Raw genomic sequence first — 14,440 nt, 5'->3', positions numbered from 1 at the left:
GCTTATTCAGCCAGTGCCTTGCTCAGCGCCGCGATGAACACAGCGTTTTCCTGCGGCAGGCCGATGGAAATACGCAGCCACTCCGGCAGGCCGTAGTTACCGACCGGACGCACGATCACGCCCTGCTTGAGCAGCGCCAGATTCACGCGCGCACCGGCGCCGGCATCGCTGCCGACTTTGACCAGCACGAAGTTACCGTAGGACGGCACATACTCGAGACCCAGTTGTTCGAAAGCGGCGACGAACTGCTGATAGCCTGCCGTATTGTTGGCCGCGCTCTTCTGCAGGAATTCCTTGTCGTTCAGCGCCGCGATGGCCGCAGCCTGCGCCAGCGAATTGACGTTGAACGGCTGACGGATGCGGTTCATCAGGTCAGTCAGCGGCGGCTGGGCAATCGCGAAGCCCACGCGCAGACCGGCCAGACCATAGGCCTTGGAGAAGGTACGCGACACCATCAGGTTAGGATATTTTTTCACCCACTCGGCCGACTCGAACTGGTTCTCGGTCGCGAGGAATTCGTTGTAGGCTTCGTCCAGCACGACCACTACATGGGCCGGCACCTTGTCGAGGAAGGCGGTAATCTCGGCGGCCGGAATGAAAGTGCCGGTCGGGTTGTTCGGATTGGCGATGAACAGCAGACGGGTGTCCGCTTCGATGGCGGCCAGCATGGCGTCCAGATCATGGCCATGGTTCTTGGCCGGCACCACGATGTGGCGCGCACCGACGCCTTGCGTCGCCAGTGCGTACACGGCGAACGAGTATTGCGAGTACACCACCGACTGGCCGCGCTCGACGAAAGCGTGGGCAGCGATTTCCAGAATATCGTTACTGCCGTTACCCAGCGTGATCCAGTCAGCCGGTACGTCGTAACGCTTGGACAGCGCGCCTTTCAGGTCGAAGCCGGCAGCGTCAGGATAGCGCCCCAGTTCTGCCGCCGCAGCGTTCATGGCTTGTACAGCCGATGCGGGTACACCGAACGGGTTCTCGTTCGATGCCAGTTTTACGATAGCCTCTTCGTCGAGGCCGAATTCGCGTGCCACCTCAGCGATGGGCTTGCCCGCCTGGTAGGGGGCGATTGCGCGAACGTAGTCTGGGCCGTAATTGTTGGACATAGTCTCTCTCTGTTTTCTCGTTAAATACTCGATTAATAAAACGACGCTGATGCCGCACTCACGGCATCAGCCAACTCGCGGCGGGTAGACTCGGCGGCGTCTGCCCGCCCGCAATTCTGCGCGTGCCTGAACTAATGCGTTCAGGTCAGGCTGACGGGATAGGAACCCAGCACCTTGAAGAAGGCCGCGTTACTCTGCAGCGATTCCAGTGCCTTGGCCACGGCTTCGTTCTGCACATGGCCTTCCACATCGACGTAGAAATAGTATTCCCAGCTCCCCGTGCGGGCCGGACGCGATTCGAAGCGCGTCATCGACACGCCGTACTGCGCCAGAGAACCGAGCAGGCCATACATGGCGCCGGCCTTGTGCGGCGCGGCCAGTGCCAGCGAGGTACGGTCTTTGCCGGACGGGCCAGCCTGCAGATAGCCGATCACGGCAAAGCGCGTGCGGTTGTGCGGGTCATCCTGAATATTCGCCTTGACGGTGCCGAGGCCATAACGCACACCTGCACGCTCGCCTGCAATCGCGGCCAGCGTATGGTCGTCACGCGCCATGCGCGCGGCTTCCGCATTCGACGATACGGCGCGGCGTTCGATATCAGGGTAATTGTTGTTGAGCCAGATCTGGCACTGGGCCAGCGCCTGCGCGTGGGCGCAGATGGCTTTCACGCCATCCATATTGCCCGTACCTGTCAGCAGGCTGTGGCGCACGGCGATCGACACTTCGCCGCTGATGGTCAGCGGCGTTTGCAGCAGCAGATCGAGCGTGCGGCCAATCGCGCCTTCGGTGGAATTCTCCACCGGCACCACGCCGAATTCGGCGGTGCCCGCTTCCGTCGCGCGGAACACTTCATCGATCGACGAGCAAGGCAGCACATCAACGGCCGTACCGAACTGCTGATACACGGCCTGTTCGCTATACGTCCCGGCGGGGCCGAGGAAAGCGATGGTCACGCGTTTTTCCAGCGAACGACAGGCCGACATGATTTCGCGCCAGATGGTCTGCAGTTCGGTATTGCCCATCGGGCCGGGGTTGCGTTCGGCCACGCCGCGCAGGATCTGCGCTTCGCGTTCAGGGCGGAACACGGGGGCATTGGTTTCGGCCTTGACGTGGCCGACCTGCTGCGCCACGCGGGCGCGCTGGTTGAGCAGATCCAGAATCTGCGCGTCTATGCTATCGATCTGTTCCCGTAAGGGTTTCAGTTTGTCTGTCATGGATTATCGGCCAGCGAATTCGTTTAAGTAGTCTACGAGCGCTTGCACGCCCTCGATAGGCATCGCGTTATAAATCGATGCCCGCATACCACCGACGGACTTGTGGCCCTTCAGCTGCAACAGCCCGCGCGCTTTTGCGCCGGCCAGGAATGCTTCGTTCTTGCTCTCGTCCTTCAGGTAGAAAGGTACGTTCATGCGCGAACGGTAAGGTTTTTCGACGCGGGTCTGGTAGAAGTCGTCCGCATCGAGCGCTGCATACAGCAGCTCGGCTTTGGCTATGGCGCGCTGCTCCATCGCCGCTACCCCGCCCTGCTGTTTCAGCCACTGGAACACCAGTCCGGCGATATAGATGCCGTAGGTAGGCGGCGTGTTGTACATCGATTCGTTATCGGCCACCAGCTTGAAATCGAAAGCCGACGGGCAAACCGGCAGCGCTTTGCCCAGCAGGTCTTCGCGCACGATGACGATGGTGACACCGGCCGGGCCGATGTTCTTCTGCGCACCAGCAAAGATCAGGCCGAACTTCGATACATCGATAGGCCGCGACAAGATGTGCGAGGACATATCGGCCACCAGCAGCACCTCATTTAACTTCGCTTCCGGCACGTCTGCCAGACCGGCCGGCACGCCGTTCTCGAAAGCGAATTCGACACCATCGATGGTCTCGTTGGTGCACATGTGCAGATAGGCGGCGTCAGGCGTCAGCTTCCACTCGGCCACGGGCGGCACGCCCGTCTTGCCTGTAGCGGCGATATTCACGCTGGCGTACTTGCCCGCTTCCTTGATGGATTTGCCCGACCACGAACCCGTATGAATGAAATCGATCGTTGCTGGCTGCGGCTTGTGGCCCACCAGATTCAACGGAATCAGGGCGTTCTGCGACAGACCGCCGCCCTGCATGAACAGAATCTTGTAATTGTCCGGTACTGCCAGCAGTTCGCGCAGATCGCGCTCGGCTGCCTTGTAAATCGAAATGAATTCGGGGCCGCGGTGGCTCATCTCCATCACCGACATGCCGCTGCCATGCCAGTCCAGCATTTCGGCAGCAGCCTGGGTCAGCACTTCCTTCGGCAGTACGGCAGGGCCGGCGGAAAAATTATAGATGTGAGTCACGTTGCGATCCTTATTTGGTTTTTTTGTTTTCCTGCATTTTCTGCATCAGCGGACCGACGCGGCGCGCCACCACCTGCTGGCCGATCTGCATGCCTTCGGCCATCAGCTTGGGCATCGACGCCAGCATCTTGCTGCCCACTGGCGTGCGGTAGAACGCAGTAATCTGTTTGAGTTCGTCGGCCGTGTAGGTGCGCGCATACAGCGGCACGGTTTCGGCCAGCACTTCATCAACCAGCGACGGGTCGCTCAGCATTTCCTGCACGGGCTTGATAGCCGCCGGCAGTTCCGCTTCCATCTTGATGATGGCGGCCTGCTTGTCCTGCTCCGACGCTTTCGGATTGTTGCGGATCGCCGCTTCGGCACCGGCACGCATGGAGCCGCCGATGTTCTGCGCCATCTGCTGCATCATGCCGTTCATCATGGTGCGATAGTTCATCGCCTCGAACAGCTCGCGTGCGGCTGCCGTGGAAGCGTCCGTAGCCTGGGCATAAGCACCACCACTGGCCAGCAGGGCCAGCGCTGCTACAGCAGTTGCTAAGGTATTTGCTACGATCTTTTTCATCTTCACTCCACAGTAAAAAAAAGGGGCCAGCTTCATTGTCGCATTTATCCGCGCAATAAACCTGACCCCGCTGCCAGCCGGAACAGCGTCCGGCTTATGGCGTTGACTTACTCGGGCTGGGCGTCAGCCGGTTTGGCGTCAGGCCCCGGTTCCAGTTCCACTTCGTCGATGTCGGTTTCCACCACGCGCTGCAGGCCGGACAGCTTGGTGCCGTCTTCCACCGCGATCAGGGTTACGCCTTGCGTGGCGCGGCCCATTTCACGGATTTCCGACACGCGGGTACGGATCAGCACGCCGCCGGTGGTGATCAGCATGATTTCGTCGCTGGAATCAACCAGCGTCGCTGCCACCACCTTACCGTTACGTTCCGACGTCTGGATCGCGATCATGCCCTTGGTACCACGGCCATGACGGGTGTACTCGATAATCGGCGTACGTTTGCCGAAGCCGTTCTCGGTCGCCGTCAGTACCGACTGCTGCTCGTTCTCGGCCACCAGCAACGCGATCACGCGCTGGCCTTCGTCCAGATTCATACCGCGCACGCCGCGGGCGTTACGGCCCATAGGACGCACATCGTTTTCGTCGAAGCGCACGGCTTTGCCGGCGTCGGAGAACAGCATCACATCGTGCGCGCCATCAGTCAGCGCAGCGCCGATCAGGAAGTCACCCTCATCCAGATCGACCGCAATGATGCCGGCCTTACGCGGATTGCTGAAGTCTTTCAGCGGGGTCTTCTTCACGGTGCCCAGGCTGGTGGACATGAACACGTAGTGATCTTCAGGGAAGGTACGGTTGTCGCCCGACAGCGGCAGAATCACGGTGATCTTCTCGTTATCGGCCAGCGGGAACATGTTCACGATCGGCTTGCCGCGCGAGTTGCGCGAGCCTTGTGGTACTTCCCATACCTTCAGCCAGTACATGCGGCCACGGTTGGAGAAGCACAGGATGTAATCGTGGGTGTTGGCGATGAATAGCTGATCGATCCAGTCTTCTTCTTTGGTAGCCATGGCCTGCTTGCCGCGACCGCCGCGTTTCTGCGCACGGTATTCGGAAATCGGCTGAGCTTTCATGTAACCCGTGTGCGACAGAGTCACCACCATGTCCTGCGGCGTGATCAGATCTTCCGTGCCCAGATCGGTCGCATTGTGCTCGATGCTGGAACGGCGCGGATCTTTGGCGCGGTCGCCGAACTCGTTGGCGACGTGGGTCATTTCATCGGTGATGATGGTGGTCACGCGGGCCGGGGTGGCCAGAATGTCCAGCAGGTCGGCGATTTCGGCCATCACGTCTTTGTACTCGTTGACGATCTTGTCCTGTTCCAGACCGGTCAGGCGCTGCAGACGCATCTGCAGAATTTCCTGCGCCTGATCATCCGACAGACGGTACATGCCGTCAGCCTGGATGCCGTAGTGCTTAGGCAGGTGCTCTGGACGGAAGGCTTCGATGCCGCCGATGGTGCTGCCTTCGCTGGTACGGGCCAGCATCTCGCGCACCAGCGAGGAATCCCACGAACGGTCCATCAGGGCAGCTTTTGCCACTGGCGGGGTTGGTGCGGCCTTGATCAGGGCGATGAATTCATCGATGTTGGCCAGTGCCACGGCCAGACCTTCCAGCACGTGACCGCGTTCGCGCGCCTTGCGCAGTTCGAACACGGTACGGCGGGTGACCACTTCGCGGCGGTGCGACAGGAAGCACTGCAGCATCTCTTTCAGGTTGAGCAGGCGCGGCTGGCCATCGACCAGTGCCACCATGTTCATGCCGAAGGTATCCTGCAACTGGGTCTGCTTGTACAGATTGTTCAGCACCACTTCCGGTACTTCACCGCGTTTCAGCTCGATCACCACGCGCATACCCGATTTATCGGATTCGTCGCGGATGTCGGAAATGCCTTCCAGCTTCTTGTCGCGCACGTTTTCGGCGATACGCTCGAGCAGCGACTTCTTGTTCACCTGATACGGCAGCTCGTCGACGATGATGGCGGTGCGGCCGCCATCCTTGCCGTATTCTTCGTAGTGGGTCTTGGCGCGCATGACCACTCGGCCACGGCCCGTGCGATAACCATCGCGCACGCCCGAGACGCCGTAGATAATGCCGCCGGTCGGGAAGTCCGGTGCCGGAATGAGCTCGATCAATTCGTCGATCGAGCAGTGCGGGTTGTTCAGCACGTGCAACGCACCCGAGATCACTTCATGCAGGTTGTGCGGCGGGATGTTGGTGGCCATACCCACTGCGATACCGGACGAGCCGTTGATCAGCAGATTAGGGATACGGGTAGGCAGTACCGTCGGTTCTTTTTCCTTGCCGTCGTAGTTAGGCTGGAAATCCACGGTTTCTTTGTCGATGTCGGCCAGCAGTTCGGCCGAGATCTTGTCCAGACGGCACTCGGTGTAACGCATTGCCGCCGCGCCGTCGCCATCGACGGAACCGAAGTTACCCTGACCATCGACCAGCATATAACGCAGCGAGAAGTCCTGCGCCATACGCACCAGCGTGTCATAAATCGAGGCATCGCCGTGCGGGTGGTACTTACCCATGGTGTCACCGACCACACGGGCGCACTTGACGTAAGGACGGTTCCACACGTAATTCGACTCATGCATCGAGAACAGCACCCGGCGGTGCACCGGCTTGAGGCCGTCGCGCACATCCGGCAAGGCGCGGCCCACAATTACGCTCATGGCGTAATCGAGGTAGCTCTTGCGCATCTCTTCTTCGAGGGAAATTGGGATTGTTTCTTTTGCGAATTGATCCATTGGCGGGTCGACTGATCTATGACTGTGATTTATTAAGCAATGTATGCCGCAGGTACTGCATCTCTTGCACCGCCCTCCGTAAGGATGGGCAAGCGTGCGATTTTACCATGCGCGCAAGGCGACCTGCGCAAATCCGCCACTGCGCCACTTTCAAGTGCGTTGCGCGGTCTACAACAGGTTGTAACACCTTGTAATATTCATGACACATTGAGGAATTATTATCGACAATCACGTTGCAACTAAACAACATTTTGGTCGAAAGCGGCGCGGAGTCATGTTGGAGCCCACAAACCTCGCCAAATCGCTTGTGGCAGAATGAACTAGACCCTCATTGCATGTTTCACAATCGAGAAAGCGGAGCGACGCCCCTGCGTGGTAAAATTGGTCTTATGTATCACTACGTCGCGCAGTTTTCTGCGGATATCACCCCCGAAAGGAAGAAAAAGATGAAAAAACTGATTTCGATGCTGGCCATCTCGGCTGCATTCGCCGGTTCGGCTTTCGCCCAGACCGCGCCGACCGCGCCACCATACGCGCCTGTCACCCAGGACATCAAGGCTGCTACGCCTAAGAGCGCATATGTGCAGGATGCCCGCGGCGTAATCGCCCGTGACCCATTCGGCCTGTGCTGGCGTACCGGCTACTGGACCCCGGCTGATGCCGTGCCAGGTTGCGACGCGCCAATCTGCAAAGAGCCAGAGAAACTGGAAAACGGCAAGTGCGTAGCACCTGCACCAAAACCAGCCGCACCTGCGCCTGCAGCACCGGTAGCGCCAGCCGCACCAGCCGCTCCTGCACCGAAAGCCGTTGCACCAGTGCCAACCGCACAAAAAGTGAGCTTCGCTGCTGACGCCTTCTTCGACTTCGACAAATCGGTTCTGAAACCAGAAGGCAAAGCCAAACTGGACGACCTGAGCTCGAAACTGGGCACCATCAATCTGGAAGTCATCATCGCCGTAGGTCACACTGACTCGGTCGGTACCGATGCTTACAACCAGAAGCTGTCCGAGCGTCGTGCTAACGCTGTCAAAGCTTACCTGGTCGCCAAGGGCGTAGAAGCTAACCGCGTGTACACCGAAGGCAAAGGCGAGAAACAACCTGTAGCCGACAACAAGTCTGCTGAAGGCCGCGCCAAAAACCGTCGCGTAGAAATCGAAGTGGTAGGCACCAGCAAGTAATTGCCCACCGCATCAAGGAAAACCCGCTTCGGCGGGTTTTTTTACGCCTGCTGATTTAGAATAGCGGGATTCGCTTTTGAGAAAAACACTATGAACGCCGATCCATTAGAACTGCAGAAATTTGCCGACCTGGCCCACCGCTGGTGGGACCCCACTTCCGAATTCCGTCCGCTGCACGAAATCAATCCGCTACGTCTGGAATGGATCAATGCGCGCGTGCCGCTGGCCGGCAAGAAAGTGATCGACATCGGTTGCGGTGGCGGCATTCTCAGTGAATCGATGGCACGCAAGGGCGCCAATGTGACGGGCATCGATCTGGGCGAAAAAGCCCTGAAAGTGGCCGACCTGCACTCGCTGGAATCGGGCGTGGCAGTGCGCTACAAGCTGATTTCGGCCGAAGCCATGGCCGCCGAAGAAGCCGGCCAGTACGATGTGGTGACCTGCATGGAAATGCTGGAGCACGTACCCGATCCGGGCGCCATCGTGCGCGCCGCGGCCACGCTGGTGAAACCGGGCGGCCATGTGTTCTTCTCGACCCTGAACCGCAACCCGAAATCGTATCTGTTTGCGATTCTCGGTGCCGAATACTTGCTGCGCATGCTGCCCAAAGGTACACACGACTACGAGAAGTTCATCACCCCGTCCGAGCTGTCGCAGTACATCCGCAGCGCCGGTCTGGATGTGGCGGGCTTCAAGGGCATGGGCTACAACCCGCTGACCAAGTTCTACTCGCTCAACAACGATACCAGCGTCAACTATCTGGTCGCTGCCACCCGTCCGCTGTAAGAAAGACCTAGCCCATGAGCCACCCTGCTGCGCCGCGCGCCATACTGTTCGACCTCGATGGCACGCTGGCCGATACGGCGCCCGATCTGGCCGCCGCCGTCAACCTGCTGCGCACCGAGCGCGGACTGGAGCCAACTGCTTACCATGTACTGCGCCCGACCGCTTCGGCCGGTGCGCGCGGCATGATCGGTGCGGCCTTCGGCCTGACGCCGGAAGATGAAGGCTTTGCCGTGCTGCGTGACGGCTTCTTCGCCAACTATCAGGCTGCCATGGCCGTCAACAGCGGCCTGTTCGACGGTGTACAGGAACTGCTCGATGGCATCGAGGCGGCTGGACTGCGCTGGGGTGTGGTAACCAATAAATCGCAGCGCTTTACCGATCCGCTGCTGCCGCAGATCGGGCTGGGTCACGCCGGTTGCGCCATTTCGGGCGACACCACGGCGCATGCCAAGCCGCATCCGGAACCGCTGCTGGAAGCGGCACGCCGCCTCGGTGTGGCACCGGAACAGTGCTGGTATGTGGGCGACGATCTGCGCGATATTCAGGCGGGCAAGGCGGCAGGTATGCTGACCATCGCCGCTGGCTGGGGCTATGCTGGCGCCGAAGAGCCGCTGAGCTGGCAGGCTGATTATCTGCATACTCAACCGCTGCAACTGCTTGCCCTACTGCGCGATTGTCTACGCCAGCAGGCTGAACTGGCCGCTTAACTACCACTGCCAGTTTCAGCTGGCAGTAGTCCTATCCATTTCCTTGAATTGGGGATCCCCCTGCCCCCACCACTTTCTACCTGGCGGTAGGCACAACTGCGTCGCCAAATACGCGGGTCAAGCAGTTCCGACGACTCCCCTCTCCAATCAGCATAGCGACGATCCTGCAATTGCCCTTAATCCACTTGGATTACAACGCTACGCTAATTTCACGTTCTACCACGAGCTTACAAACCTTCTCGTTTTCAATTGCCTATATGCACTCTAGTTCGATACCGAACTAGCATATCCCTCCGCTGACTGCTGCATATTGCCCATCATTCAGGTTCAGATCTTTAAATATCGTCAAGAGTGACAAAGCGTGAATTTTTCAAAATGGCAATATGTTACGCTGAATGTCTGCGAAGTAATTAGAGCACTTGAAAGTTAGAGAGCCTTTTACACCGCTTGGTCACAATGCTGACACACTAGGCGCAGACTGCTTTCGGCCAAAAGCAGACAGATGTTAGATTTCAAGCCGGTAGGTTAAATTTAACTTTGGGATATGAAAGCGTAGTTTGAGGGTAACTGGATACTTATGACCACAAACGCAAAATTAGCAGTTCTGATTGACGCCGATAACGCTCAAGCGTCTATCGTAAAAGAGCTTCTTGAAGAGGTGTCTACTTATGGAACGGCTTCGGTAAAGCGGGCTTACGGTGACTGGACAACCACCAATCTAAAGGGCTGGAAAGACACACTGCATTTGATGGCGATTCAACCAATTCAGCAGTTCAACTACACTACCGGAAAGAATTCAACCGACTCTTCGCTCATTATCGATGCAATGGATTTGCTTCATGCGCAGCAACTTGATGGATTCTGCTTAGTGTCCTCGGATAGCGACTTTACGCGCTTGGCAACTCGTATTCGTGAAGCAGGTTTGGTCGTGTATGGCTTCGGTGAAAAGAAAACTCCTGCGGCATTTGTGGCTGCGTGTGACAAGTTCATCTATACCGAAATCCTAAGGCCAGCTGCAGCGGCGCAGCCAGCAAAGTCAGCAATGGACAAGGAAGCAACAAAGCCTTCTTCTATCAATCTGGGTGAAACTGAGGTTATCATTCGCAAGGCCATTACCGCATTTGCTCGAGATGATGGCTTCGCTGCTCTCGCTGGTGTTGGAGCGCTAATAATAAAAAATAGTCCCGCCTTCGACCCGCGTAATTACGGTTGCCAAAAACTGGGAGAGCTCATGCGCAAACTTTCATTTATTGAAGTGAAAGAAGTACACAGGGATGACTCTCCTATCGTCCATCTATACGTTCGCTTGAAATAGAGGAATCTTGTCCAAATACGGCCAAAAGCGGACCTAGGTAATCCCAATCGTTTTTTTAAGACCTCTTAACCAATAGCTTTTTCAGGCGTAAATGATAGCTTAACCTAGAGGGCGTATGCACGAGTCGCAGATAGAGCATGTTTTGGAGGAGCTTCGAGCTTTACAGCACCGTTTCAATGTACCGGCGGACTCTTCGATTCCTAGCCTTGATGGGTCGGACCGGGCCACATTTAAACGCTTGGTAATAGAGGCAAAGAGCGTAGTGAATGCCGGCTTAGGCGGATTAAATGATTTTGGCGTCCCGTTGCTTAAGATGCAGAACCTAAGCGGTTTCGGTGCATGGAATCCCCCTACGCCGGATGAGCTATTGGAGGCTATTGCCATTGTAGAAGGCGCGCTTAACCAAGTACGTCGAAAAAAATCTCAGCCAGTAAGAGTGCCTGGAGGAGTTCAAATTCTACTTTACGTTGACGCTCAACGAATCCTCGAAATGCGAGCCGTACAGTCACATCAATGGGATTTAAGGAAATTAGTTCGTTTGCTGGAGGAGGTAAATCTAGCTCACCAAAATCAAATGCATATGGCAACTGCCATGCTTGTGCGGGCAATAGCAGATCATGTGTCTCCCATCCTTGGATGCAAAAAATTTTCTGAGGTCGCCAATAATTACACTGCACCCCGTTCTTTCAGCGACCAGATGAAACTCCTAGACGGCTCCATGCGCAAGATCGCAGATATGCATCTACATCAGCAGATCCGGAAATCGGAAGTGCTTCCAGCAGCAGCACAGGTCGACTTCAAGGCTGCATTAGATGTCTTGCTTGCTGAGATCGTACGGGTACTTCGGTAAAGGATTTAGACGCCCCATTCTCGGCAAGGGAATAATGACTGAGAACGGCCATTAGCTGACGGTCGATCTTCGGCCAAAAACCGCCGGTGGCCGGCGTCTACAGAGATTCCTCCTTCCTATAACTGAACATACTATATTGTTAATTATCTATGCCACGCTAAAAATTATGAGCACAGTCACTGCGTATCATCAACTTGGCCGCTTTATCGTTCTCTTCCAGCATCTGGAGGAGTCTGTAAACAACCTACTTGAGCTGCTTGCGGATACCGAAGGCGAGACCGTTCGAATCCTGGTCCACGAACTCGAATATAGCAAACGCTTAAAAACCGTTGATGCCCTTTTCGCTCGCTTCATTGATCTTCGTAAGAATACTGACCCGCTCGCGAAAACTGAGTTTCACAAGCTGGTTGTTGAACTCGGAAAACTTGGTGAACGTCGGAATGAGCTTGTTCATTCCAAATACAACCCTTGGATTAACGTTCACGGCCGAGAAGGTCTTCTTCGCACCAATTCAAAATTACGGGGCAGTAGCGGGGAGCGTGAAATTAAGGAGGAGGAGCTCCAGCCTGAGGCGTTCGACTCCGATCTTCTTAAACTGAGCGCCACTGCAAAATCGCTTGAGGCGTTTCGTTGCAAAGTAATTGATTGGTTGTACCCAGATGCAACATAACTTTCTATTAATTTGGATGCGATGACGCGCAACAATTATGGACGCAGAAAAAGTTAGAATCTTTCTCGAGTCGCTTAGCGACGAGCAGACTGAACTTGGCAATCGAAAAGACCAAGAAGAATATGACCAACAATTCGCCGCTTTCGAAGGAGCTTACCTTAAAGGAAATTGTTATCTTTGTGGTGAGGATTTTGACCAAATGCGTACCGACTCTCCGTGCACGCATTGGCTTCTAAGGCGGACAAAATTTAAAAAAAAGGACTTTCCTAAAATTTATGAAAAATATGACTACCACAACATCGCTGCATTTCTGCGTTGGTGTGCAAATCAAGAGAAGCCACTTCGCAATATCAATGATTTGAAGGAAGAAAAAGCCGAACGGAAGATTATTAGCTACACGATTAAATGGAAAAATATTGAGTGGACATTTGACTGCTCTAGAAACGATCTAGCTGGTCATGGTAATGGGTTTTCATCCTATCCACATTATCACTTTCAAATGCGAATCGATGGCCGTGAATTTTTAAACTTCAATGACTTCCATGTTCCATTCTCAGACCGAGACCTTTTTATGTTTGCGGCGAGTGAGTTGCCGACAGTACGTGCGGGTTTCGGCCCGGGGGGGCTGGAATGCAGCAGGCTGTAGAACTTGATCCAGAGGTTGTCATCGATGACACGGAGCCAACGGAACGCTACGAGGATGCCACTTTTGATCTTTCGACCATAATAATTAGTGACGCCAAGCCCATTTCAGGGGAGATGCTGTTGGAAGTAATAAATGAGGCAAAAAAGACCAATCGCACATTTGCATCGGTCGCTAAAGAGCGGCTTATCGACAAAGCAAGTGTTAAAACGATCATCTCGCCATCTGAGTCCATACCTGATATAGCTTCACGGACGGAAAATAAGTCGCGCTAACCGGCTGCCTTAAACTCTAATGGCTACTGAGAACGTCCGCTTCGGGGCGTAAGCAGACAATAGACTAATCAAAGACAATCTTACTGTAGAGAAAATCGGCACGCCGCCTGCGGCGGCCAGCGCTCGCTCGCGCTCGCGCGAAATCGCCTACGGCGATTTCTAGTCGGGCGAATCGGAGAGGGTTGCGCTTGCAAGCGCAACCCGCCGCGCGGGCGGCGCGCTTGCGCGCCGAATTCCCCGCACGGCCCCGCGTCCCGCGGGTTCAATTCCCGCCAGTTGAAGCCTGCGGCCAAAATAAAAGGCCCGACGCATAGCGCCGGGCCTTTTATTTTGCATCCAGTGGTGGAGCCGGCGGGAATTGAACCCGCGTCCGCAAGCACTCCACAGACAGTTCTACATACTTAGCACTATCATTTAATTTAACCTGTACAGCACGGATGTGCACGTTATGGACAGGCGATTCACCTTAAATTTAGCGCTGCTTCAAGTGACCCGTTACAGCGCGATTCCCTGTAAATGACTCCATGACTTTTAACGGTCCGCCCCAGGGAAGAAGCGTTTAGGAGCTAACAGCCCTTAGGCTGCCAGTGCGTACGAGTTATCGTTTGCAGTTATTGATTTCTGGGTGTATTTACGAGGTAACCAGGCCTCGGTATGCCCTGTTCTGCTTTGCAACCCACGTCGAAACCAGGTCGGCCCCACAGACACCACCATTCTACTCCCTTTTCCGGCCGCCTGCACCCCCGTCAAACGCCCGTCATATTTGACCACTATCATGGCCACAGTTCTCACATAGAACCACCCATTAGCACCGCACGACGGTCGCTACTACCGGCGCCGGCGGTCGGGAAATATACCGGCACCAACACCTTTTCCTCTCATACGCACGCTGCGCGCACAGCCGTACTACCTGTGTCGCCACGCTTGAGGCACAATAGCGGCATACCATGAAAGGAAGTTCCATGATCTACGAAGTAGCCGAGCTGTACATCAAACCCGACGCGCACGATGCCTTCCAGGCTGCTGTGACCCAGGCCATCCCCGTCTTCAAAGCCGCCAAGGGCTGCATTTCCATGCGCCTCGACCGCGACATCGAAGTGCCCGACACCTACCATCTGGTAGTGGGCTGGGAAACACTGGATAACCACGTCGTCGATTTCCGTGGCAGCGAAGGCTTTGTAACGTGGCGCGGTCTGGTGGGCAGCTATTTTGCCCAGCCACCGAAAGTGGAACATTTCAATACCGTGGTCAACGGCTTCTAA

At 56.0% G+C, this 14,440-nt stretch carries 14 protein-coding genes and 1 other RNA gene; 9 read left to right on the top strand and 6 right to left on the bottom strand.

Annotation, left to right across the window (positions count from 1 at the left end):
- Positions 1 to 2: 2 nt before the first annotated feature.
- The 5 genes from hisC to gyrA form a co-directional block, all read right to left on the bottom strand.
- The gene (gene hisC / locus GM655_RS10800) at positions 3 to 1,112 is read right to left on the bottom strand and encodes a histidinol-phosphate transaminase (RefSeq protein WP_155434660.1); all 1,110 of its coding nucleotides are present in this window, start codon (positions 1,110 to 1,112) and stop codon (positions 3 to 5) included.
- Between the two features lie 140 nt (positions 1,113 to 1,252).
- Positions 1,253 to 2,326, bottom strand: coding sequence for a prephenate dehydratase (pheA, locus tag GM655_RS10795; protein ID WP_155434659.1), 1,074 nt, complete (start codon positions 2,324 to 2,326; stop codon positions 1,253 to 1,255).
- Positions 2,327 to 2,329: 3 nt separating this feature from the next.
- Entirely contained in the window at positions 2,330 to 3,439 is a 1,110-nt protein-coding gene (gene serC, locus GM655_RS10790; RefSeq protein WP_371866775.1) for a 3-phosphoserine/phosphohydroxythreonine transaminase, read from the bottom strand.
- A gap of 10 nt (positions 3,440 to 3,449) precedes the next feature.
- Positions 3,450 to 4,001: a DUF2059 domain-containing protein gene (locus GM655_RS10785; protein WP_155434658.1), complete on the bottom strand. Its 552-nt coding sequence runs from the start codon at positions 3,999 to 4,001 to the stop codon at positions 3,450 to 3,452.
- 107 nt (positions 4,002 to 4,108) lie between these two features.
- Complete coding sequence (gene gyrA / locus GM655_RS10780; protein ID WP_155434657.1) at positions 4,109 to 6,754, bottom strand: DNA gyrase subunit A; 2,646 nt, start codon at positions 6,752 to 6,754, stop codon at positions 4,109 to 4,111.
- Between the two features lie 446 nt (positions 6,755 to 7,200).
- Here gyrA and ompA point away from each other — a divergent pair, with 446 nt between their 5' ends.
- From ompA to GM655_RS22960, 8 genes are all read left to right on the top strand, one after another.
- A complete protein-coding gene (ompA, locus tag GM655_RS10775) occupies positions 7,201 to 7,932 on the top strand; it encodes an outer membrane protein OmpA (protein WP_155434656.1) in 732 nt (243 codons plus the stop codon).
- A gap of 90 nt (positions 7,933 to 8,022) precedes the next feature.
- The gene (ubiG, locus tag GM655_RS10770; RefSeq protein WP_155434655.1) at positions 8,023 to 8,718 is read left to right on the top strand and encodes a bifunctional 2-polyprenyl-6-hydroxyphenol methylase/3-demethylubiquinol 3-O-methyltransferase UbiG; all 696 of its coding nucleotides are present in this window, start codon (positions 8,023 to 8,025) and stop codon (positions 8,716 to 8,718) included.
- A 14-nt stretch (positions 8,719 to 8,732) separates the two neighbouring features.
- Positions 8,733 to 9,425: an HAD family hydrolase gene (locus GM655_RS10765; RefSeq protein WP_155434654.1), complete on the top strand. Its 693-nt coding sequence runs from the start codon at positions 8,733 to 8,735 to the stop codon at positions 9,423 to 9,425.
- Positions 9,426 to 10,002: 577 nt separating this feature from the next.
- Positions 10,003 to 10,740: an NYN domain-containing protein gene (locus tag GM655_RS10760; protein WP_155434653.1), complete on the top strand. Its 738-nt coding sequence runs from the start codon at positions 10,003 to 10,005 to the stop codon at positions 10,738 to 10,740.
- Between the two features lie 115 nt (positions 10,741 to 10,855).
- Positions 10,856 to 11,590: a hypothetical protein gene (locus GM655_RS10755; protein ID WP_155434652.1), complete on the top strand. Its 735-nt coding sequence runs from the start codon at positions 10,856 to 10,858 to the stop codon at positions 11,588 to 11,590.
- Positions 11,591 to 11,756: 166 nt separating this feature from the next.
- Positions 11,757 to 12,260, top strand: coding sequence for a hypothetical protein (locus GM655_RS10750; RefSeq protein WP_155434651.1), 504 nt, complete (start codon positions 11,757 to 11,759; stop codon positions 12,258 to 12,260).
- Between the two features lie 37 nt (positions 12,261 to 12,297).
- Positions 12,298 to 12,906: a hypothetical protein gene (locus GM655_RS10745; protein ID WP_229632511.1), complete on the top strand. Its 609-nt coding sequence runs from the start codon at positions 12,298 to 12,300 to the stop codon at positions 12,904 to 12,906.
- Complete coding sequence (locus tag GM655_RS22960) at positions 12,891 to 13,178, top strand: hypothetical protein (RefSeq protein ID WP_229632510.1); 288 nt, start codon at positions 12,891 to 12,893, stop codon at positions 13,176 to 13,178. Before GM655_RS10745 ends, GM655_RS22960 begins: the two co-directional genes overlap by 16 nt.
- 340 nt (positions 13,179 to 13,518) lie before the next feature.
- Here the strand turns inward: GM655_RS22960 and ssrA are convergent.
- Positions 13,519 to 13,878: a transfer-messenger RNA gene (gene ssrA, locus GM655_RS10740) on the bottom strand.
- 262 nt (positions 13,879 to 14,140) lie between these two features.
- On the opposite strand from ssrA, the gene GM655_RS10735 reads away from it, so the two are divergent.
- A complete protein-coding gene (locus GM655_RS10735) occupies positions 14,141 to 14,440 on the top strand; it encodes an antibiotic biosynthesis monooxygenase family protein (protein ID WP_155434650.1) in 300 nt (99 codons plus the stop codon).

This window comes from Pseudoduganella danionis, assembly GCF_009720775.1.
GTDB lineage: Bacteria > Pseudomonadota > Gammaproteobacteria > Burkholderiales > Burkholderiaceae_D > Rugamonas > Rugamonas danionis.
The sequence above is the reverse complement of the archived record's forward strand: the minus strand, read 5'-3'. Positions and strand labels throughout refer to the sequence as shown.

Bases quoted from the DNA above. Each gene is read 5' to 3' on its own strand.
- GM655_RS10745 (WP_229632511.1), top strand. From the start codon at position 12,298: ATGGACGCAGAAAAAGTTAGAATCTTTCTCGAGTCGCTTAGCGACGAG.
- GM655_RS10735 (WP_155434650.1), top strand. From the start codon at position 14,141: ATGATCTACGAAGTAGCCGAGCTGTACATCAAACCCGACGCGCACGAT.
- ubiG (WP_155434655.1), top strand. From the start codon at position 8,023: ATGAACGCCGATCCATTAGAACTGCAGAAATTTGCCGACCTGGCCCAC.
- GM655_RS10760 (WP_155434653.1), top strand. From the start codon at position 10,003: ATGACCACAAACGCAAAATTAGCAGTTCTGATTGACGCCGATAACGCT.
- GM655_RS10755 (WP_155434652.1), top strand. From the start codon at position 10,856: ATGCACGAGTCGCAGATAGAGCATGTTTTGGAGGAGCTTCGAGCTTTA.
- pheA (WP_155434659.1), bottom strand. From the start codon at position 2,326: ATGACAGACAAACTGAAACCCTTACGGGAACAGATCGATAGCATAGAC.
- GM655_RS22960 (WP_229632510.1), top strand. From the start codon at position 12,891: ATGCAGCAGGCTGTAGAACTTGATCCAGAGGTTGTCATCGATGACACG.
- gyrA (WP_155434657.1), bottom strand. From the start codon at position 6,754: ATGGATCAATTCGCAAAAGAAACAATCCCAATTTCCCTCGAAGAAGAG.
- ompA (WP_155434656.1), top strand. From the start codon at position 7,201: ATGAAAAAACTGATTTCGATGCTGGCCATCTCGGCTGCATTCGCCGGT.
- GM655_RS10785 (WP_155434658.1), bottom strand. From the start codon at position 4,001: ATGAAAAAGATCGTAGCAAATACCTTAGCAACTGCTGTAGCAGCGCTG.
- GM655_RS10765 (WP_155434654.1), top strand. From the start codon at position 8,733: ATGAGCCACCCTGCTGCGCCGCGCGCCATACTGTTCGACCTCGATGGC.
- GM655_RS10750 (WP_155434651.1), top strand. From the start codon at position 11,757: ATGAGCACAGTCACTGCGTATCATCAACTTGGCCGCTTTATCGTTCTC.
- hisC (WP_155434660.1), bottom strand. From the start codon at position 1,112: ATGTCCAACAATTACGGCCCAGACTACGTTCGCGCAATCGCCCCCTAC.